Origin of the sequence: Arthrobacter sp. MYb213 (assembly GCF_002979915.1) — a bacterium.
In the GTDB taxonomy this organism is placed as follows: Bacteria; Actinomycetota; Actinomycetes; order Actinomycetales; family Micrococcaceae; genus Glutamicibacter.
In genome coordinates, this window is record NZ_PCQA01000001.1 from 58859 (window position 1) to 78979 (window position 20121).

Consider the following 20121-nt stretch of genomic DNA (forward strand, 5'->3'; position numbering starts at 1 on the left):
AGATGTCTGCGCCACGCTTTTTGCCACGTGCACTTCTCAAACGCCGACAAATCGCTTTCCTAGCGCTTTTTTCGGCACTCAAATCCATCGGGTTAATTCTTGTCGCCTATGCACTAGCTACATGGATTACCCAGATGTCGGTAGGCCAAGAGCACTCGTCGACGTTACTGTGGATGGCATTGGCTGGGGCAGTGCTTCGCACTGTCGGGGTCTGGGCACTAAATGCTGGGGCTCGACGTGTAGGTGCGGGCGCCAAAGAAAAGATGCGCTCTGAGCTCATCGCCACCGTTGCTGCCCGCCCCGGAATCATCGGACATCCGAACCATGACCAAACGGTGGCGCAGACAGCAACACTTGCCAGCCATGGCGTGGAAAAGCTAGACGACTACTTCACCAAATTCATCCCTGCGCTCATTGGCGCCGCGCTAATCCCATTGCTCTTAGGCGTTTATGTTCTGAGCCTTGATTGGCTCAGCGCGCTGATCTTGCTGTTGACGATTCCCCTAATACCGATATTCATGGCACTCATTGGGATGCACACACAAGACACCATTGCACAGTCCCAGAACAAACTTGATGCGCTGGCCAACCAGCTCTTCGAACTTGCCCAAGGACTACCCGCGTTACTGGGGCTAGGCCGAGCACAATCGCAGGGGCATGCCATCAGGCAGGTCAGCGAACGCTACCGGGTGGCCACCATGACCAACCTGAAAACAGTATTCATGTCCAGCTTCTGGCTCGAATTGATTTCTACGTTGTCCGTCGCGGTGCTCGCGGTCGTCATCGGCGTGCGACTAGTCGGCGGAAATATGGATTTGGCCGCCGGACTGACTATCTTGATTCTCGCCCCGGAACTATTCGTAGCGCTGCGCGAGGTGGGCTCGGCCTACCATGCGGCGGACGATGGATTAGCAGCCTTTGCCCGGTATGAAAAGCAGATCCAAGCAACACCGACCAAGCAGTTACAGAAAGCAGCCTGCCCGGCCCCTGCTGGGCATGTCCTAGAAATTGAAAACCTGACCCTGCAATATCAGCACACAAACTATATTTATCAGGATTTCAACCTCAGCTTGCAGGCCGGCGAACGAAAAATTTTGAGCAATGCCAGTGGTACCGGAAAAACGAGCCTTCTCAAACTTATTGCCGAAACCCACACGAGTAACAACGAATTTGCCAGCGAGCTGGTGAGCGGAACAATACACGTCTGCGCAGAACTCGCAGTGATCAGTCAGCATCCCCGCTTCAACGAGGCAACCGGTACCGCGCAACTCGCACAAGATGTTCCTCAGGCACCTGCCCAGTTCATGCAGTCCATGGCGGCTGAACTAAACCTCATTGAGATGTTGCCACGGTCCATCGGGGAGTATTCTCCCGGTGAGCTGCGCAGGTTAGAAGTACTACGTGCGCTTCTACGGGTCCACACCGTTCCCGAATGTAACCTCTTACTGGCAGATGAACCCACCGCACATCTAGACGAAGACAATGCCGAGTGCGTTCGACGGCTGCTAACGCAAGTGCCAGCACGTTGCGCAATACTCATTGCCAGCCATGATCCGCTCATCGACCACAGCAATCCGCGACAGACTGTGCGCGACCTTAGCTCCACAGGGGACACCGCTAGCCAACAATTTGTCGCTCCCACCGACGATGATTTGCACGCTGACGCACCCAATCCAAGTGATTGGAACCCACGCCGAGAGGTTGTTAGACGCTACGCCTCGGCCCGCAAGGCCCTTTGCTACGGGGTGCTGGCCATACTCTGCGCGGTGGCGCTCGCCGGATTGAGTGGATGGTTGATCGTCGAGTCCAGCTACCAGCCTGCCATCTTGCACCTGACCGTTGCCTTCGTGATGGTTCGAACTCTAGGTATCGGCCGAGCAGTCTTTAGATATCTGGAACAACTGGCCATCCACGACGCAGTACTCAGTTACTCCGCAGCCCTGCGCGAAAAATTGTGGAATGCCATGGTTGCCAACCCCGCGCAATGGGGAGTGATGAGCCGGTCCTCACTGGTTCTGCGCTACCTGCTGGCCGAAGTCGACGAGCTACGAGACGGCATCGCCCGGGTACTCTTTCCACCCCTGCAAGCAACACTGGTCTGGGTTACCGCTACCGGGGTGCTGTATCTCATTCAGGCAGAATTCGGATACCTCGCCTTCAGCGCTGGGCTACTCTTGCTTTTCCCTGTCCGGTGGTTGGTGAAGACCGTAGAGGGACGCCACCTGGCTATGCAACTGCAACACCGCTTACAGGTGAACCAACTGGTTCTCTCGATCTTGCGACATAAGGAATCACTACGCGCCTTCGGAGCGTTGGACAGGATGCTACGCAAACTCGCCGACGCCGAGCAACACAACACCGAACAAACCCGTCGCCACGCCTATGGACAGGGCACCGCGCCGGCACTAGCAACATTGATCACCGTGCTGCTGTCGGTGGCCCTAGTTCTCGCCTCAGAGGTAAATGCGTCCAACACGGCTCTGGCGGTCTTACTGGCTCTGTCCCTAGGGGAACCGGCGTCCAATGCCCTGAATGCGGTTCAACAAGGGCGGGCTCTGAGCGAGCTGAGTGGACAACTTGCCCGTAGGGGGATTGACCAACCCGACAAACTTACCGAAGCCGCTCACCTTGACGAGCCAAATTTGACCGTCCATGGGTATCGGCTTAAGGGTTTAGAACTGGGCTACGTACCGGGTGTCGCGGTGCTCTCCGGATTGGATGCCGAGATCCTGCCCGGTCAATGGACCGCACTGACCGGAGCCTCTGGGTCGGGTAAATCTACACTCATGACCGCGCTGCTTGGCGCGCTACCTGCCAGCGCCGGAAGCATGGAAGTCATCGATGAGCAGGGGAGCTACCGGCCGATGCGCCAAGGTTCCATGGACTCGGTTGCCTGGTGTCCACAAGAGGCGCACCTCTTTGACTCGACCTTGCGTCGAAACCTCAACCTTGCGGCGGCTACCGACCTGACAGCCTCTGATAATCAGCTCATCGACGTGTTGCACCGGGTAGGGCTTGGTCGCTGGTATGCCGATGAACCTCAAGGACTAGATACCCGCATCGGTAGCGGCGGACACCGACTGTCCGGAGGGCAGCGCTGCAAACTGGCGGTGGCTCGTGCCCTCATTGGGGGACATCAAATGATCCTGCTCGATGAACCCACCGCACACCTGGGCGAGGATGAAAGCGCAGAACTAATCCACACGCTCCGGGTAGCGCTCGCCGGTCGGACGGTTGTACTGATCACTCATGATAAGAGACTTGCACAAATGTGTGAGGGTTCGATCAACTTGACCGAACCCTCACACCAGCTGACTAACTTATTGCCAAGGAGTTAGAGCAGTACACCGCCGTCTGAGAATGGCAAGGTGTCCTCACCCGGGTGTAGCTCAGGCTTCGCGCGCGGCTTAGTCACTGGTGCGACACTAGGGGCCGATGGGGTTGGCTCATCAGGTAGGGCTTGGGCCGCGCCGGCGATTGGTGTCTGGCCAACAAGGGTGCCGCCAAGAATGTTGATCGTTTGCGCCAACGGGGCGCCGGTGCCGTCGCGCTTGGCGAACTCGGTGGGCAAAGCACGAACCACCCCGGCGGTTGAACTTGCGCGGGCTGGACCATGGCCGGCGTAACCCAACGCCAGGTAGTCTTCACCCTTGGCGAAGCGGTGTGCCCTGACACCTGCGGTAGCACGCCCCTTAGCAGGGAACTCGCTAAAGAGGCTGATCTTCACCGACTGGCCAGAAGTACCAGGTAAGGTTTGTGAGCCGGCCGCGATGGTGGCCACCACGGCGTCATCATTTGCCTCGCCCACCACACCGAAGTGAATGACCTGATCCTCGCCGGAGAGTTTGATACCTGACATACCCCCAGCGGTGCGTCCCTGCGGGCGTACCGCGCTGGCAGCAAATCGGAGAAGTTGTGCCTGCCGGGTGACAAATACCAGCTCATCATTGTCACCGGATGGTGCAGCGGCAACGACCGAATCGCCATCCTTCAGCGTGATGACCTCAAATTCATCGCGGTTCAGCGGATAGTCCGGGGTAACTCGCTTGACCACACCGTTCTTGGTGCCTAAGGCGAAGACTTGATTTAGTGGCAGCAAGGCCACCACTCGTTCACGCTTTTCGAGTTTGAGGAACTCATCGACCGGAACACCATTGGCCAGCTGCGGGAAGCCATGAATTTCGGGCAGCACGGGGACATCGATCAGGGAGATTCGAATCATTCGTCCGTGACTCGTCAACGCACCAATTTCACCGCGTGCGGTGGAAGGCACTTGCGATAAAAGCACGTCATGTTTGATTCGGGCGGAGGAAAAGTCAAGGGTTGCTCGGTCATGGGTGCGGGCGATTTGCCCGGTAGCCGAGAGCAAAACGAAGCAAGGAGAATCTGAGACTTCCAAAGCGAGCTTCGCAGTTTTCCCGGTGCCTACCGCATCTGGAAGGGCGGTTCCCTTCAACGGTTCCAAGGCCGAAGACTTATTTAGCTTGGTACGTCGCGGGGTGCCGAAGGTTTCTGCTATCTGGCCGAGTTCCTCGGAGACAAGCGCACGCAGGATCTTGTCGTCGCCCAGAATTTTACGCAGTTCTTCGATTTCGGCGCGTAGCTGTTCGGCTTCGGCCTCCAACTCAATGCGTGAGTATTTAGTTAGTTGACGCAGACGCAGTTCAAGGATGTGGCTTGCTTGGGGCTCGCTGAGGTCAAAGACCGTCATCAGTCGTTCACGGGCTTCGGCGGTTTGCTCTGAGGAGCGGATAATGGCGATGACGTCGTCAATATCGACAATCGCAACCAGCAAACCTTCAACCAGGTGCAAACGATCTTCGCGTTTAGCCAGACGGTGAGCGGTACGTCGGCGCACCACGTCGATGCGGTGATCTACATATACGCTCAACAATTCGCGCAGACCCAAGGTGCGTGGCTGGCCCTCAACCAACGTCACATTGTTGATACCGAAGGAGTCTTCCAAGGGCGTGTATTTGTACAAAGCGGCCAACACCGCGTTCGGATTAAAACCGTTCTTCAACTCAATAACGAGTTTTAGTCCGTGATGACGATCGGTGAGGTCAACAACGTCGGAGACACCGACAATTTTCTTGTTGTTGACGCCGTCTTTGATCTTTTCAATGACCTTCTCCGGGCCCACCGTGTAGGGCAGTTCGGTGAAGACCAATGCTGACTTGCGTGCGGAAATCTGTTCCAAGGCAACGGTGGCACGGGTACGGAACGCGCCGCGACCGGTACGGTAGGCATCTTTCACTCCGTCGAGTCCCACAATCGTTCCGCCGGAGGGCAGATCCGGACCCGGAACGATTTTCATGAGATCTTCGACCGTAGCATCAGGATTTGCAATCAAATGCTGAGTTGCCGCAATCACTTCACCCAGATTATGTGGTGCCATATTTGTGGCCATGCCCACCGCGATACCGGTAGTGCCGTTGACCAAAAGGTTCGGGAATGCAGCGGGAAGAACCTCGGGCTGCATGAACTGATTGTCATAGTTCGGGACGAAGTTCACCACGTCTTCGTCGAGGTTCGCGGTCATGGCTACCGCGGAAGCAGCTAGTCGGGCCTCGGTATAACGTGCTGCTGCCGGGCCATCATCAAGGGAGCCGAAGTTGCCGTGCCCGTCAATCAGTGGCAAACGCAGTGAAAAGTCCTGGGACAGTCTGACCATGGCGTCATAGATCGCAGTGTCGCCGTGTGGGTGTAATTTACCCATCACTTCACCGACCACGCGGGCGGACTTTACATGGCCCTTTTCTGGGCGCAAACCCATTTGAGACATTTGGAAAAGTATCCGTCGTTGCACCGGCTTCAAACCATCGCGGGCATCAGGCAGCGCGCGTGAGTAGATCACCGAGTAGGCGTACTCCAAGAAGGAGGATTCCATTTCGCTGGTGACATCAATATCGACGATGTTTTCGACGAAATCCTCTGGGATCTCAGGGGTTTTTTTGCGAGCCATTACTCTGTCTACGCCCTTCATCTGCTGCTTCACGGCCTAAAATGTTCTACTTTCGTGTTGCGTCTGAGCGCAAACACGAAAGCGCGACTATTCTAAGCCTATGGTGGATCGTAAACTTTCAGCGGCATATCCAGCCCACTGGGAAGCAGATGTTGTTCTTCGCGATGGCACGACCGCGCATCTAAGGCCAATTACGCCCAAAGATGCTCAGGCCTTGCAAGATATGCATAAACAGCAATCTGAAACTTCGGTTTACCTACGCTATTTTACGTACAAGTCATCGCTGACTCCTAAAGAACTCGACCGCTTCACCAATGTAGATCATCACAACCGGGTGGCGTTTACCGTGGTTCGCGGTTCAAAAATCATCGGGGTTGGTCGCTATGACCGTTTGGATGACCCCACCGAAGCCGAAGTGGCGTTTAACGTGTCTGACGAATATCAAGGCACTGGTATTGGATCCATCCTGCTCGAACACCTCGCCGCTGCAGGGCGTGAAAACGGTATCGAGAAATTTACTGCTGAGATTTTGCCGGAAAATCGGAAGATGCTCACTGTTTTCTCCGATGCAGGTTACGCGGTGGCACGCCACTTTGAAGATGGCGTGATCATGCTTGAATTCCCCATCAACCCCACCGATAAATCTCGTGAAGTTACCGAAGCCCGCGAACACCGCGCCGAAGCAAGTAGTGTGGCGGCAATTCTGGCTCCCTCTTCGGTCGCTGTCATTGGCGCTAGCCGCTCTTGGGGGAGTATTGGGCACGATGTGCTTGATCGACTGGTCGAAGGCCGCTTCTCTGGAACTGTCTATGCGGTAAATGAGCAGGCCTTCGAAGTGGGTGGGTTGACCAGCTACGGAAAAATCACCGAGGTGCCCGGCTCCGTAGATCTGGCTATTATTTGTGTGCCGCGCGAACGTGTACTGGAAACCATTACGGAATGCGGCGCTCACGGAGTTAAAAGCCTGATTATTATGACTGCCGGCTACGAATCGGTGGACGGACTCCTCGCGCAACGCGAACTTGTGGCTTTGGCTCGCGCCAATGGCATGCGTGTGGTCGGCCCTGCCTCATTAGGGGTATTGAACACAGACCCGGCGATCCGGCTGAACGCTTCACTAGCTAGGGAGTTACCCATTGCTGGCAAGGTGGGCCTGTTTAGTCAGTCGGCAGCTATGGGCATCGTCCTGCAGGGCGCGGCAATGCAACGAGACGTGGGCCAGAGCAGCGCCATCTCGGCCGGCCTGCGCGCAGATGTATCTGGCAATGATGCGATGCAGTATTTTGAAGATGATGAACGAACCGCGGTACTCGCCATGCATCTTGAGTCTTTCGGTAATCCACGTAAATTCTCGCGCATTGCTCGTCGTCTGGCGCGCAGTAAGCCAGTGATCGTAGCAAAATCAGATTTGCTCGGACGCAGGCTTCCCCCAGGACATTCGGTACGTTTAGGCGAAGCTCCGCCTGAAGCATTGAACGCGATGCTCCGCCAATCGGGGGTCATCCGGGTCAGGTCTATCGAAGAGTTGATGGACGTCGCGTCGTTGCTCTCCATTTTCCCTGCTCCGGCCGGGCCGCAAGTCGCGGTGCTTTCCAACTCCTTAACGTTGGCTGAAGTCGTTTGTGATGTTAGCGAAGGACGGAATTTGTTCGCTACCGTGCAACGCGAAGAGCTTGATTATTCGAAGGGGCAATCGCGCTCCACGGGAATTCTTCGAGCCCGAGTCAGAGATCTGGTTCAAGACCCGCAGGTGCACGCTGTGGTGGTGGCCCATTTGCCGGATATGGGCATGGACGCCAAATCGGTTATCAAAGTGCTTTCCGAATTCAGTGGTCAAGACAAACCAGTTATAGCATTGCTGACCGGATTGACCGATACGAAGATCCGCGAGGGGATACATCATTCAATTCCCGTGTTTACCTCGCCAACCGAAACGATTGGTGCTCTTGCTAAGGCCTACGGTTACAGCCAGTGGATGAATGTCCCCTACGAGGCCCTACCTGAATTTTCGGACGTTGATGCGTCCGGAGCCCACGAATACTTGGACGAGCTAGTCAACGGCATTTCGGGGACCGAACTTCAAGAGCTTACTCACGAACAGTCAGTGAAACTCCTCGGATTTTATGGGATCAAGGTTTTCGACTCGAAGGTAGTCAACAACGCGCAAGAGGCGGTGGCGGCGGCAAATCGACTTGGCTGGCCGGTAGCGCTCAAAGCCAATGACCCGGACCTGCGCCAGCGGCTAGACCTTGGGGGAGTGCGTCTGAATATTCCTGACGCACAGAGCTTAGAAGCTAACTTCAAACATATGAGTGCGTTGATGGCCGCATACAACGTGAACTCCCTCGAAGTGCAAACTATGGCCCCGGCTGGACAAGCATGCGTAATCAAGGCGGTGGAAGATCCACTCCTTGGACCTGTAATTTCCTTTGGGCTGAGTGGAGATCCAGTCAATCTGCTCAATGACTGGTCCCATGCTGTGGCGCCGCTGACCATCGAAGATCTTGATACCTTAATCCGCCGGCCGCGTAGTAGCGTCCGTCTGTTCGGATATCAGGGCCTGCCCGCAGTGGACCTGGTGTCTTTGAAGGACTTCATCGCCCGTGTCTCGTTACTCAAAGATCACCATCCGGCGATCACCATTATGAACTTCACTCCGGTGAGCGTGGCCCAGGAATCATCGAGTGTGTTGGGCGTCAGCATAAAAATAGGTGATGCCGAACAGCGTACAGATAGTGTCAGGCGAGCGCTGCGAAGTTGAGCTGAGGGCTGGCTTGGATGATTTGGGCGGTAGTACTCGGTAGAATTGGGTTATGAACTCACCAACGTATTCCACTACCGCTGGTGCTGAATTGCAGCACGATCTGGTCAGGGCAGGTTTTTACCCGCAGATGGTGCAGGATGTCTTAGCCGAAGCGATGATGTCCCAACCGGTACTTGACCACTATGTCCATCTAGAGACACACTTTGATCACAACGAAGTGCATCGCCATATTACGGTGATGGTGCTCAGTGAAAAAGTCCTGTACATCATCCACGTTGACGATCAGCAACTTGATGATCACGGTAAAGACGTCATGGCTCAGGTTTCGACCGAAATGATCGCATTGCACCGTATTGCGTCAGTGGCTACCAACTATGTGTATCACCAGCCACAGCACTACCGCACCGGTGATGAAGTGCGAGAATTGACGTTTGGAATGTCTTGGAATGGCACTCGTCGTATCGATTTGGAACCTGCCTCTTGCGCAGATCCGCAATGCGACGCGGACCACGGGCTGAGCGGGACCGCGCAGCCAGAGGATCTGGTAATTCGTGTGAGCGCTGAAGCCGACGGACAACGTGCAGTGAATAAAGCGCGTGAGTTCGCGGTTCGTCTTCGCCACGAAACTATCTGATTAGCTATGAGCCAAGAAATCAGCAATTCGACGTTGCCTACGCCGCCGCAGGCGCTGCCGGTTGCTCCCGCTTACGGGCAGTCAACGTTATCGGAGATTCTTCCGTCGGCTGCTACGGCACTGGGCGTTCCCGGCTATCTGAACCCGTTAGGGCTACAACCCACTAAACGGGTTGCCCTGATCATGGTTGATGGCTTGGGCTGGAATCAATTCAAATCTCATGTCGCACATGCGCCATATTTACGCTCACTCTTTGAGCGAGCACAGAAATTAGGTACTGGTTTTCCTTCGACCACTGCCACAAGTTTGAGTAGCTTGGCGATCGGTGTGACACCGGGAGAGCATGGCATGCTTGGCTACGATGTCATCGATCCTGAGCGCCGCCGCGTGGTCAACCAGTTGGGTGGGTGGCCTGCAGATTTGCGCCCCGATAGTTGGCAAACTCTTCCCACGATCTTTGAGGCAACGCGTGACCACGGAATTCATGTGGCCTCCGTATCCTTACCATTGTTCGAAAAATCGGCATTAACGCGTGCCTCGTTGCGTGGCCCAAAATTTGTCGCCGCTAGGCAAACCAGTGCGCGGGCCAGAGCGACCCACGAGATTTTTGCGAAGAATCGTAATGCTCTGGTGTACACGTATTTCAACGAGCTGGACAAGGCGGGCCATAAGTTTGGCGTGGACTCTAGTCAGTGGAGAGATTCCCTCGAAGAAATTGACTACGTCATTAAGACGTTAGTTTCCCGTTTACCCGAGGAAACCACGGTACTCATCACCGGAGACCATGGAATGGTGGATGTGCCCAGTTCGCAGCGCATTGACTATAGTCTGGAGCCGGAACTTATTGATGGTGTAGAACTGACCAGCGGTGAACCACGCGGTGTCCAACTGAGCTTTGCAGCTGAGACTAGCCCGACCCAGCGCCAGCACGTGCGTGAGGCGTGGCAGCGTGCGTATGGCACTAAAGCCTGGGTACTCAGTCGCGAGGAAGCTATCGACCTGGGCTACTTCGGCAAAATTTCAGCAGAGCACGCAGCACGTCTGGGTGACTTGATGATTCTGGCTGCCGAGCCAATTGCATTTTATGATGGCCGCAGAGTCTCTCCCACAGCTTTTGAGATGGTCGGCCAACATGGTTCGTTGACAGCAGGGGAACGATTTGTTCCGCTCTTTACGCTCCGCACCAAATAATTTATTGCGTGCTAATGCGCACACATTAAAAGTGAGAGGCACCGTGCAAAGAATATTTGCACGGTGCCTCTCACTATTCGCGGATCCGACTATTTAAGAATCGGTGTCCTTTTTACGCTTTCCAAACATGATGTCATCCCAGCTGGGAACAGAAGACCGCTTTGGTTTACGCGGAGCGTTATCTTCAGCTGAACCGCCATCGTCCTGGGTGGTATCTTCAGAATCATCCTTATCGGTGACTACTACCAGCTGCGACGTCCTTGAAGACACACCCTGAGATAAATGAGGGAATGAATCTTCCTCATCCTTGTCATACTTACTCATGCTGCGTTCAATGATTTCGTTCAACCGGTCATCCTTTGCAGGATCTCCGGGAGCTCGCTGACCGCGGCGGGCGTTGAGCAGGCTGACTAGTTCCTCGGAATCATTGTTCTCCGAGGCCGGAGCCGGAGCAGATGGAGCCTCGGTTTGTCCTACGGCTGCGATCGGGCGAAAGTACTCAGGAGCCTGCTGCTCACTTAAGGTCTGCGCCCAACGGTTCAGGTTCTTCAAAGATTTACGCGACGGAGTGAAAACCCACTTTGCGATATTTTCTTTGTCCTCATTCGAACCATTGTCTAATGACTCAACATTTTCAGAGTGCAACGGTGAATCAAACTGGACCGTGACAATCCACTGTCCTTCAGGATCTTTCCAGGAGTTCCAGCGAGCGTGCTCGGCATCAATATTCAACTGGTGCAGACGATGCACCACCATTGATCCAAGATCCGCTGGCTCTTCGCCGAAGACCTCGCGGTATTCGGCGTCGGTTTGTGGTCCTGAGACCTCAACGCGACGAGCTAACTCTGCGATGTGCTCGCGTTCTGCGAGAACAGGGCCCTCATACTTGATGATTTGCTCTACCGGAACATCCCACTCAAGTGAAAGATCATAGGCAGATGCACCGGCGCGTACCCGCGCCTGAATCTCACGTGGCGAATGAACCGAAGACTCATCTCGGTTCCGTGGCGCCCGCGCGCGGGCGATTTCGGCCATTGCACTGCGCAGCGCATCGTCGACAGGAAGTTCAAAACTCATCCCATCGTCACTGCTGACCTGCAGGCTGGAACCATTTTCATGAATTCCTACCAGTCTCAGCTGACGCATTACTACCCTCCACACGGTCTATTTCCTGAGTAAAACTCTGCCACTGATGGGCCCAATTTCCTACCACCGCCCCGGGTGTGGCGCAAGATTCGTCTCAAGTTCATATCACTTTGGGTCCTCCGTGTCACCGGAGGGAATGTTGTGCCCTGTTAAACGTTATACTTTTAGGCCGGTACCGTTGTTTGCCAACAGGCTCCCGGTAGCGAGCATTTCGCCAGAAGAAAAGAGTTAGAAACGATTATGGTCAACAAAAACCTTGCTTCACGCGAGACCAGTCAAGACCGGTCCCGTGCCGAGCAGTTGGCCGCGGCAAAAAAATTAGGCACCGTTGCAAGCGCGAACCTGATCGATGAGAATGAAGCCGAACTTGCCGAAGCTTTCATCCTGCCAGGTGGAGAAGCCGGTCAGGATGAAGCCAATGTTGACATCGTTCCGGAGCAAGCCGACGAATTCACTTGTGCCTCATGCTTCATGGTGCGTCACCGTTCGCAGCTGGCGCGTGAAGAGCAGGAACAAAAATATTGCACCGAGTGCGAAGGGTAACCTCGCAAGACTCGATGCAATATGTCTGTCACAAGAACGTCTGAATTACTTAGGCGCTAATCGTCTGTTGGTTTTTCGGCGTGGTGAGATTCAGACTCACGCTGGCCTTCTTCGGTGTATTCATACATCACACCGTTGAGGGCCGCGGTCAGCTCTTCTGGACGACGTGTAGAGGTGATCCAGTAAGGTGTCTCGTCGCGTGGATCAGTCACCTCGATGCAAACAACCGCATCTAGCCATCCGCGCAGGTTCATAAAGGCTAAACCGTGTAGCTTCTGACCACGTTGTTTGAAAGCTTCTTCGCCACGGTAGCCGACCGCTTCGCCGACAAATTTACGCTCGATGGTCGCGCGACCTACGGTGAGGTTTTCGCCGGTGACTTCCAGGGTGGGAACCTTCAGCAAGAAGATGACTACGATGGCGACTAAGACAATCAGCCCGGTGGCGTAACCCCACGGGACACTGATCGGTGCGATAGCAACACCCGCGGTGATGGCAATCAATAAAGGCCAAATCCATGTGCCGGCCGACGGCCATAGCTTTTCACGGAATAAAACATTTGAAGCCTCTGGGCTGGGAGTACTCATACCCTCCAGTTTAGGCACTATTTCGCTGGCTATGAACCGCCGCAAAAACTGGCGGTCGGGTTGAACTGCTCACGATAGAGTTGGGCAGGTAGAAAATGACCACACAATTCCTCGGGGGAATAAGCAAAACTCATGAACGAGCCGACGATTTCAGTAAAGATCAAGATGCTGGACCCAGACTTGCCGGTACCAGGCTACGCGCACCCCTCAGACGCCGGAGCTGACCTGCATGCTCGCGAGTCCGCAGTGCTCCAACCAGGTGAGCGGGCATTGATCCGCACCGGTCTGGCGATCGCGCTTCCGCACGGTTACGTGGGCCTAGTTCATCCACGAAGTGGCTTGGCAGCCAAGCATGGAATTACAGTGGTCAATGCACCGGGTACCGTAGATGCAGGCTACCGTGGCGAGATCATGGTCACACTATTAAATACGGATAACAGCAACGCATTTGAAGTGCAGCGCGGGGATCGAATCGCACAGCTCGTCATCCAGAAAGTCGAACTTGCTCAATTCGAGCAAGTCGAGACGCTAGATGACACTGCTCGCGGAACCGGCGGCTTCGGTTCAACCGGCGGATTTACCGCGAACTAAGTACTCTTGATGTAGAGAGCGCAAAATTTAAGGACATCATGATTTTCAAGCGTAAGAAGTCGGAAGCAAATCCGGTCGAAGAGCCAACCACTGCCTCAAGCTCCACGGAGCCTGAGACGAGTGCCGGTCCCTTCGACATAAGTGACGTGCCAGATACCGACAGCTACCTCGATTTCGGTTCGATTCTTGTTAAACCGATTCCAGGTATGAAGGTACGCATGGATATCGAGCAGGCGAATCAGCGAGTTGTTGCTGTTTCTCTAGAAATCGCCGAATCACGCGTGCAGTTGATGGCCTTTGCCTCGTCAAAGTCGGAGTCGCTATGGCCCGGAATCCGCGAGAAAATCACCGGTGACATTCGCGAACAGAATGGAGAAATTTTCTCCCGCGAAGGCGAACATGGTGAAGAGCTGCTAGCTAAGGTTCCACAGCAGCTTCCAGATGGCCGTGCCGGACATGTAGCCCTGCGTTTCGTTGGTGTTGATGGTCCGCGCTGGTTCCTGCGCGCCGTGGTGGGCGGGGCAGCCATCGGGGACGAGAGTGCCACCGAGGTCATCGATAACCTTCTGCGCAGCGTCGTGGTCAACCGTGGGGACAAGCCACTGCCTCCGGCCGAGCTTCTTCCATTGAACGTGCCAAGTAACGCCAATACACGTGTTGAGACTCCTTCGCCGGAAATTACTCGTCCGGAACGTGGCCCCGAAATAACTCAGATCGGCTAAGGACATGTCCTGCGAGCCTGCACTCTTATCGGCACAGCTTGGTGGCAGAGAATCAAGACCAGCTCATCGGCATCTTGACTCGTTGTCCGAGCTGCCCGACAAGGGGCGTATCGAGCACATCGGGTATATCCAATCGGTTAGCTACTCGGCCCCGAATACTCCACCGCGGCTCACTGCCGTGGTAGTTGACCAGTTAGCCGCTGCTACCGGTCGACAGCGCACCGTAGCGCATGTGAAGTTACTCTTCATGGGACAAAAACAGGTACCTGGAATCAAGCCTGGAGTGAAAATCAAATATGCGGGCATGGTGGCCCCAGTTGATCAGGTCCCCAGTATCTTTAATCCCCGATATCTGATCGTTCCGGTAAGCCACGGGTAGTGGCGACGTCCAAAATAGTCGGGTACCAGGTATTGAGGACCGACCGAGGCAGAAGTGAGAACAATGAATAACGAAGAACAGCCAAGTGAGTCGCAAGCTCCCAAGGAGCACTCGCTAGCTTCCAGCCTCGGCCAGAACGCAAAGCTATCGCAGAACGCGGACGGCGGGATCGACGTGATCGCCAGCGTCGGTGGCATGCGCGGAATTCTTGAGACGGTAATTCCAGGCTTCGTGTTCGTGATGGTCTTTGCGTTAAGCCGCGAATTGTCCTGGGCGCTGATCGCATCGATCGGGCTTGGCGTGATCTTCATGATTGTGCGGCTGATCAATAAAACGACATTGGTGCAGGCGGCCAGTGGGCTGATCGGCATCCTGATCTGTGCCTTTGCTGCCCGGTCCAGTGGGGAAGCTAGAGACTATTACGTTCCAGGCTTCTTCATCGGTGCCGGATACTTGGTAGCTCTTGTCATCTCGATTGTCATCAAATGGCCGCTAGCAGGAGTGCTCTTCGGTTTCATTCGCAACGAGGGAACCGAATGGCGGCAGCAACCGGGCAGGTTACGCCGCTACACCATCGCCACTTGGATCATCATCGCGGTCTTTATCGCGCGATTGGCAGTGCAACTGCCGATGTACTTTGCCGACAACGTAGTGGCCTTGGGCCTGGCTCGCGCACTGATGGGCGTGCCACTGTACGCTGCCGGACTGTGGTTCGCATGGCTGGTCTCACGCCCGGCCCCGGAGAAGTCCTAACGCTTTTTCCCGCGCAACGTGGTCCGCAAGGACGCTTCGGCTTCGGGAGTGGTGATGAAGAAGATTTCATCCCCGCCCTCGATAACATCATCATCGCTAGGTGGGAAAGGTGCCTTGTCTCGCACAATCGCCACAATTGTGGTGTCGTGTGGCCAAGTCACGCGCCCTAGGGTGCGGCCGATCAGCTCGGAGTCGTGGGGCACGGTGAACTCCGCCATATGAACCTCGCCGCTTTTGAGCGTCAGTAGCCGAACCAGGTCGCCTACCTCCACGGCCTCCTCGACCAATGCAGTCATCAATCGCGGGGTGCTGACAGCGACATCGACACCCCACGCATCATCAAACATCCACTCATTTTTTGGATGGTTCACTCGTCCCACGGTACGGCGGACACCAAACTCACTCTTCGCCAACAGCGAGACAACCAAGTTGACCTTGTCATCACCCGTGGCAGAGACAACCACATCAAATTCTTCGAGTTTGGCGCGTTGTAATACCGCCAGCTCGCAAGCATCTCCAATGAGCCATTGGACATTGTCCAGGTCAGCGCGTTCGGCCATTTCGGCTTTCTGATCAACGACCAGTACCTCATGAGAATTCAAAACCAGCTCGCGGGCAATCGAGGTGCCTACCGACCCGGCGCCGGCAATCATAACTTTCACGTGGATTAGCTCTCTAGTCTTAGTCGCTGGCGGCGACCGGTGCGTTGGCAAGGATTTTTTCGACGTCTTTACTTTGGTCCAAATTCATCATCACGTGCACCAAATCGCCGCCCTGCAGTCGCGTGCGGCTTTGTGGAATGGTTCCTTCGCCGAAACGAGTCAGGTAGGCCACCCGAACCCCGGCAGCTTCCTCGACTTCTTTGACGAGGTGGCCATACCAGTCGCGATGCAAGGCGACCTCGGTCAGCATCAACCGTCCCGATGGTTCGCGGTAATCTCCGCGCATCGAGTAGTCCGGCAAGATGCGTCGCAGCACTTGGTCGGTACTCCAACGCACCGCTGCGACCGTAGGAATTCCTAGGCGCTGATAAATTTCTGCTCGTCCCGGATCGTAAATACGTGCCACAACATGGGGTACGTGGTAACTTTCACGGGCTACGCGGGTGGCAAGAATGTTGGAATTATCACCGCTGGAAACTGCTGCAAAGGCATAAGCTTCCTCTATTTTTGCTTCGACTAAGGTGTCTCGGTCAAAGCCGAGGCCAATAACTTTGCTGCCGGAGAACTCTTGTCCTAGCCGGCGAAAAGCCTCGGGGTCTTGATCGATGACGGCCACCGAATGCCCGGCTCCGTCTAGCGTATGAGCCAGCGCAACGCCTACGCGTCCACAGCCCATGATCACAAAGTGCGCCACCGCCAACTCCTTGCTTTCTTACCACCAGTAAAACTTTCTTGTGCTGCTCAATGTACAGCTCCGAAAGCAACAATAGCCTTTGGTGCGAAGCACATCATTGACCCAACGCTACTGTCTAGGCCGTGCCCTGAGATAACGTTATCTCGTGCCTGCTTTATTTGATGGTCTCAAAAGGATCCTCGTGGGCCGACCGTTTAGCACTGAACAGCTTAAACGTAAACCGGTCCCACCTAAGATCGCCTTGCCGATCTTCTCCTCCAGCGCGCTGTCATCCTTGGCATACGCGCCTGATGAAATTTTGTTGACCCTTGCCATGGCCGGAATCGCCGCCACGATGCTTTCACCAGCTGTGGGCGTTGCGGTACTCGTGGTGCTTCTGGTGCTGGTGCTCTCTTACCGTCAGTCGGTAGAGGCCTACCCATCAGGTGGGGGAGACTATGAGATTGTCCGGAAGAACTTAGGTCCCCGCTCGGGAACCACCGTGGCTTCGGCGCTCCTGGTCGACTTCGTGTTGACTGTTGCTGTGTCCAGTTCTTCTGCGGCGCAGTACCTGTCGGGTGTTTTCCCGGCCTTAGAGGATCACCGTGCCGCGGTCGCCTCAGCCATTGTTGCCTTCCTCGTCGTTGCAAACTTGCGAGGACGAGGCCAAGGACGTTGGTCCTTGGCAATTCCGGTGTATCTATTTGTCGGCGGCATGCTGGTGATGATTGCCGTCGGTGCCGTGCTGGCTTTCACCGGAAACTTAGGGTTGGCCCCTAGCGCCGAATTTACAATCATCCCGGAACAAGAATTTGCCACCGGTATGCATGGAGTCGTTGGGGCGTTACTGATTCTGCGCGCTTTTTCCACAGGTTCGGCGGCGCTAACCGGAATCGAAGTACCGATTTCCAACGTTCACTACCTCAGCAAACCGCGCGCCAAAAATGCGGGTCGCATTCTGTTGGCCATGGGGCTATTGTCCGGCGTGCTCACCCTGGGCACGTTGATGCTGGCGCGAGCTACAGGCATCAAGGTAGTCGCCGATCCGCAGACCGCACTGATGCTAGACGGGGAACCTATCTCCGAGGCCTATGTGCAAATACCGGTGCTGGGCCAGCTGGCCCAGGCCGTATTTGGAAACTTTTTCCTCGGCACCGTGGTGGTTTCGATTCTGACCATCGCGGTACTGTTACTGGCCGGAAACCAAGCTTTTAACTCTTTCCCAAACCTCGCCAGCCACTTAGCCTCCGATGGCTTTCTGCCGCGCCAACTACGCACCCGAGGGGATCGCCTAGGATTTTCCAACGGCATCTTATCTTTGGGTCTTGCTGCCATTGTTCTGATTCTGTTGTTCAACGGCGACGTAACAATCCTGGTGCAGCTGTATGTGGTCGGAGTGTTTGTTTCCTTCACACTTAGCCAACTGGGCATGCTCAAACATTGGTCCCGGGTGCTCGTGACAGTGACCGACCGGAAGATCCGTGCGGCGAAGCGTCGCAAGCGTCTGTTGAACCTGATCGGTTTGATTTTGTCGCTGCTGGTTTTGGTGGTTGTGCTTGCCACGCGGTTTGTTCATGGAGCCTGGATTGCGGTGCTGGGCATCGTAGCGCTGACGTTGATTATGGAATCTTTGCAACGTCATTACCAGCAGGTCGACAGCGAATTGTCGATTGATGATGAGCATTCGGCCACCGCGCTACCGGCAAGAGTTCACGCCTTGGTACTGGTGTCCACGGTACGTAAACCGGTGCTACGCGCCCTAGCTTTCGCTCGGGCCTCGCGTCCATCAAAGCTGGAAGCGATCATCGTGGATATCGAAGCGGAGAAAACCGCGCGTACCTTAGCCACCTGGGATCGACTGCAGATCCCGGTTCCGATCACCGCGCTGGCCTCTCCATACCGCGATATAGCCGGACCCTTGATCGAACATATTCGGTCGATTAGGCGGGAATCGCCAAGGGATCTCATCGTGGTTTACATTCCCGAATACGTGGTCGGCCACTGGTGGGAGCAACTGGTGCACAACCAGACCGCCCAACGGGTCAAAAACCGACTTCACTACGAACCTGGAGTGCTCATCGCCTCGGTGCCTTGGCGCCTGCTGAGCTCTTCCGACGCACTACTCGGTGCCCCGACCGAGGAATCCTCGGCACACCGAAATACCTCACCTCACGAAGGATGATACTTATGAACGCTCCCGAAACCTTAGAACTACGCCTGGGCTCCATTGCCCACGGTGGACACACCGTGGCACGCCATGAAGGTCGAGTAATCTTTGTCCGCCATGGGATTCCCGGCGAACTGGTCAACGTGGTGTTGACCGATGCCGGGGAAGCCGCCAAGTTTTGGCGCGCCGATGTTGTTGAGGTACTCGAAGCCAGCGAACATCGAGTGCCTCATGTCTGGGATCAGGCCGATGCGCTGACTCACCGCGATCCGGTGGGCGGAGCAGAATTTGGCCATATTAGCCTGGATTACCAGCGTGTGCTCAAAGCGCAGGTGGCCGCGGAACAGCTGACTCGTCTGGGTGGGCTAAAGGCCGAAGATTACAATTTCCCAGAGGTGCAGGCAGTACCCGGAAATTCGGACGGTCTTGGCTGGCGTACCCGGATGTCCTACTCGGTGACCGAGAACGGCCGCTTGGCCATGAGCGGTTTTCGCAGCAATGAATTGACCGAGATTACCCAGATGCCTTTGGCGCATCCTGGGATCGAGGCCATAGGGCTGTACACCGTGGACTTTAGCGGAATCGATCGGGTGGAAGTCGCGGTTTCAAGCCAGGACGATTCCACGGTGCTCGTGCTGCTTTCAGAAGTTCGCCCAGGCGCTGCATTGCGTGTGGCGAAGCAACTTCCAGAAGGCGTCAACCTTGCCGTCTTTAGCCAGATGGGTGGTTCTGCGGCTGACGGTAAAGGCGAGCTCGAAGTTATCACCGGCAACGGTTGGCTCACAGAGCAGGTATTGGGCAATTCCTTCCGCATTACCGGTGAAGGTTTCTGGCAGGTGCACCGCAGTGCCGCAACGCTGTTGACCGAGCGCGTCATGGACCTTACGGCCCCGGAATCTGGCGAAGTCATCGCCGACCTTTACGCCGGCGCGGGACTTTTCTCCTTGCCGCTAGCCGAAGCAGTGGGACCCCAAGGCCGGGTCTTTAGCATCGAAGGTGCACCGGGAACTCACGCGGATGCGAAGAAGAATCTAGCGCAGACCCCACAGGTTACCGTGACACGCGGCCGGGTAGAACGCTTGATGCGCCAGCTGGCTCGCGAGGCTCAGCTAGACGCGGTGGTCTTGGATCCACCACGCACCGGTTTGGATAAGCAGTCAGCAGCGGAATTGGCTACTAGCGGTGTTCCACGCATTTGTTACGTCTCGTGTGACCCGGCAGCTTTTGCCCGCGATACTGCCCGTTTGATGGCTCGTGGCTACGAATTAGATCACATGGAGATTCACGATTTATACCCGCATACTCACCATATGGAGTCGATTGGTCTGTTCGTCCGCCGTTAGA

Annotated in this window: 16 protein-coding genes; 11 read left to right on the top strand and 5 right to left on the bottom strand. The window is 55.5% G+C overall.

From position 1 onward, the window contains the following. Positions 1-2: 2 nt before the first annotated feature. On the top strand, positions 3-3338 hold the full coding sequence (gene cydC / locus CQ011_RS00255; protein WP_105673577.1) for a thiol reductant ABC exporter subunit CydC: 3336 nt from the start codon (positions 3-5) through the stop codon (positions 3336-3338). Here the strand turns inward: cydC and CQ011_RS00260 are convergent. Beyond that, positions 3335-5965, bottom strand: coding sequence for a DNA gyrase/topoisomerase IV subunit A (locus CQ011_RS00260; RefSeq protein WP_105673578.1), 2631 nt, complete (start codon positions 5963-5965; stop codon positions 3335-3337). The two genes, cydC and CQ011_RS00260, sit on opposite strands and share 4 nt — an antisense overlap. Before the next feature lie 100 nt (positions 5966-6065). Here CQ011_RS00260 and CQ011_RS00265 point away from each other — a divergent pair, with 100 nt between their 5' ends. From CQ011_RS00265 to CQ011_RS00275, 3 genes are read left to right on the top strand one after another with little or no spacing between them, the layout of a single operon-like run. Beyond that, positions 6066-8726, top strand: coding sequence for a bifunctional acetate--CoA ligase family protein/GNAT family N-acetyltransferase (locus CQ011_RS00265; RefSeq protein ID WP_105673579.1), 2661 nt, complete (start codon positions 6066-6068; stop codon positions 8724-8726). Between the two features lie 52 nt (positions 8727-8778). Then, positions 8779-9363, top strand: coding sequence for a DUF5998 family protein (locus CQ011_RS00270; RefSeq protein ID WP_096254273.1), 585 nt, complete (start codon positions 8779-8781; stop codon positions 9361-9363). A gap of 6 nt (positions 9364-9369) precedes the next feature. Further along, on the top strand, positions 9370-10554 hold the full coding sequence (locus CQ011_RS00275; RefSeq protein ID WP_105673581.1) for an alkaline phosphatase family protein: 1185 nt from the start codon (positions 9370-9372) through the stop codon (positions 10552-10554). A 93-nt stretch (positions 10555-10647) separates the two neighbouring features. On the opposite strand, the gene sepH is transcribed toward CQ011_RS00275, so the two are convergent. Beyond that, positions 10648-11700 (bottom strand): septation protein SepH, encoded by a 1053-nt coding sequence (gene sepH, locus CQ011_RS00280; RefSeq protein WP_105673582.1) that lies wholly within the window; start codon positions 11698-11700, stop codon positions 10648-10650. A 240-nt stretch (positions 11701-11940) separates the two neighbouring features. Here sepH and CQ011_RS00285 point away from each other — a divergent pair, with 240 nt between their 5' ends. Beyond that, entirely contained in the window at positions 11941-12243 is a 303-nt protein-coding gene (locus CQ011_RS00285) for a DUF4193 family protein (protein ID WP_105673584.1), read from the top strand. A 56-nt stretch (positions 12244-12299) separates the two neighbouring features. Here CQ011_RS00285 and CQ011_RS00290 read toward each other — a convergent pair whose 3' ends face one another. Further along, positions 12300-12830, bottom strand: a complete 531-nt coding sequence (locus CQ011_RS00290) for a DUF3093 domain-containing protein (protein WP_105673588.1) — start codon at positions 12828-12830, stop codon at positions 12300-12302. Positions 12831-12962: 132 nt separating this feature from the next. Here CQ011_RS00290 and dut point away from each other — a divergent pair, with 132 nt between their 5' ends. From dut to CQ011_RS00310, 4 genes are all read left to right on the top strand, one after another. Continuing rightward, positions 12963-13421, top strand: coding sequence for a dUTP diphosphatase (gene dut / locus CQ011_RS00295; protein ID WP_105673590.1), 459 nt, complete (start codon positions 12963-12965; stop codon positions 13419-13421). A 38-nt stretch (positions 13422-13459) separates the two neighbouring features. Then, a complete protein-coding gene (locus CQ011_RS00300) occupies positions 13460-14143 on the top strand; it encodes a DUF3710 domain-containing protein (RefSeq protein ID WP_105673592.1) in 684 nt (227 codons plus the stop codon). 4 nt (positions 14144-14147) lie between these two features. Next, positions 14148-14522 (top strand): hypothetical protein, encoded by a 375-nt coding sequence (locus CQ011_RS00305; RefSeq protein WP_105673594.1) that lies wholly within the window; start codon positions 14148-14150, stop codon positions 14520-14522. A 63-nt stretch (positions 14523-14585) separates the two neighbouring features. Then, a complete protein-coding gene (locus CQ011_RS00310; protein ID WP_105673596.1) occupies positions 14586-15275 on the top strand; it encodes a DUF3159 domain-containing protein in 690 nt (229 codons plus the stop codon). Here the strand turns inward: CQ011_RS00310 and CQ011_RS00315 are convergent. Together CQ011_RS00315 and CQ011_RS00320 are read right to left on the bottom strand one after the other, a co-directional pair. After that, entirely contained in the window at positions 15272-15937 is a 666-nt protein-coding gene (locus tag CQ011_RS00315; RefSeq protein WP_105673598.1) for a potassium channel family protein, read from the bottom strand. The genes CQ011_RS00310 and CQ011_RS00315 overlap by 4 nt on opposite strands. A gap of 19 nt (positions 15938-15956) precedes the next feature. Beyond that, positions 15957-16631, bottom strand: a complete 675-nt coding sequence (locus tag CQ011_RS00320; protein WP_105673600.1) for a potassium channel family protein — start codon at positions 16629-16631, stop codon at positions 15957-15959. Between the two features lie 145 nt (positions 16632-16776). Between CQ011_RS00320 and CQ011_RS00325 the strand changes: the two genes are divergently transcribed. Then, the gene (locus CQ011_RS00325) at positions 16777-18792 is read left to right on the top strand and encodes an APC family permease (RefSeq protein WP_181147942.1); all 2016 of its coding nucleotides are present in this window, start codon (positions 16777-16779) and stop codon (positions 18790-18792) included. Between the two features lie 5 nt (positions 18793-18797). Continuing rightward, positions 18798-20120 (top strand): class I SAM-dependent RNA methyltransferase, encoded by a 1323-nt coding sequence (locus CQ011_RS00330; RefSeq protein ID WP_105673602.1) that lies wholly within the window; start codon positions 18798-18800, stop codon positions 20118-20120. The last annotated feature ends 1 nt before the right edge of the window (position 20121 follow it).

Excerpts from the sequence above, each read along its gene's own strand:
- cydC (WP_105673577.1), top strand. The coding sequence starts at position 3 with ATGTCTGCGCCACGCTTTTTGCCACGTGCACTTCTCAAACGCCGACAA.
- CQ011_RS00260 (WP_105673578.1), bottom strand. The coding sequence starts at position 5,965 with ATGGCTCGCAAAAAAACCCCTGAGATCCCAGAGGATTTCGTCGAAAAC.
- CQ011_RS00265 (WP_105673579.1), top strand. The coding sequence starts at position 6,066 with ATGGTGGATCGTAAACTTTCAGCGGCATATCCAGCCCACTGGGAAGCA.
- CQ011_RS00270 (WP_096254273.1), top strand. The coding sequence starts at position 8,779 with ATGAACTCACCAACGTATTCCACTACCGCTGGTGCTGAATTGCAGCAC.
- CQ011_RS00275 (WP_105673581.1), top strand. The coding sequence starts at position 9,370 with ATGAGCCAAGAAATCAGCAATTCGACGTTGCCTACGCCGCCGCAGGCG.
- sepH (WP_105673582.1), bottom strand. The coding sequence starts at position 11,700 with ATGCGTCAGCTGAGACTGGTAGGAATTCATGAAAATGGTTCCAGCCTG.
- CQ011_RS00285 (WP_105673584.1), top strand. The coding sequence starts at position 11,941 with ATGGTCAACAAAAACCTTGCTTCACGCGAGACCAGTCAAGACCGGTCC.
- CQ011_RS00290 (WP_105673588.1), bottom strand. The coding sequence starts at position 12,830 with ATGAGTACTCCCAGCCCAGAGGCTTCAAATGTTTTATTCCGTGAAAAG.
- dut (WP_105673590.1), top strand. The coding sequence starts at position 12,963 with ATGAACGAGCCGACGATTTCAGTAAAGATCAAGATGCTGGACCCAGAC.
- CQ011_RS00300 (WP_105673592.1), top strand. The coding sequence starts at position 13,460 with ATGATTTTCAAGCGTAAGAAGTCGGAAGCAAATCCGGTCGAAGAGCCA.
- CQ011_RS00305 (WP_105673594.1), top strand. The coding sequence starts at position 14,148 with ATGTCCTGCGAGCCTGCACTCTTATCGGCACAGCTTGGTGGCAGAGAA.
- CQ011_RS00310 (WP_105673596.1), top strand. The coding sequence starts at position 14,586 with ATGAATAACGAAGAACAGCCAAGTGAGTCGCAAGCTCCCAAGGAGCAC.
- CQ011_RS00330 (WP_105673602.1), top strand. The coding sequence starts at position 18,798 with ATGAACGCTCCCGAAACCTTAGAACTACGCCTGGGCTCCATTGCCCAC.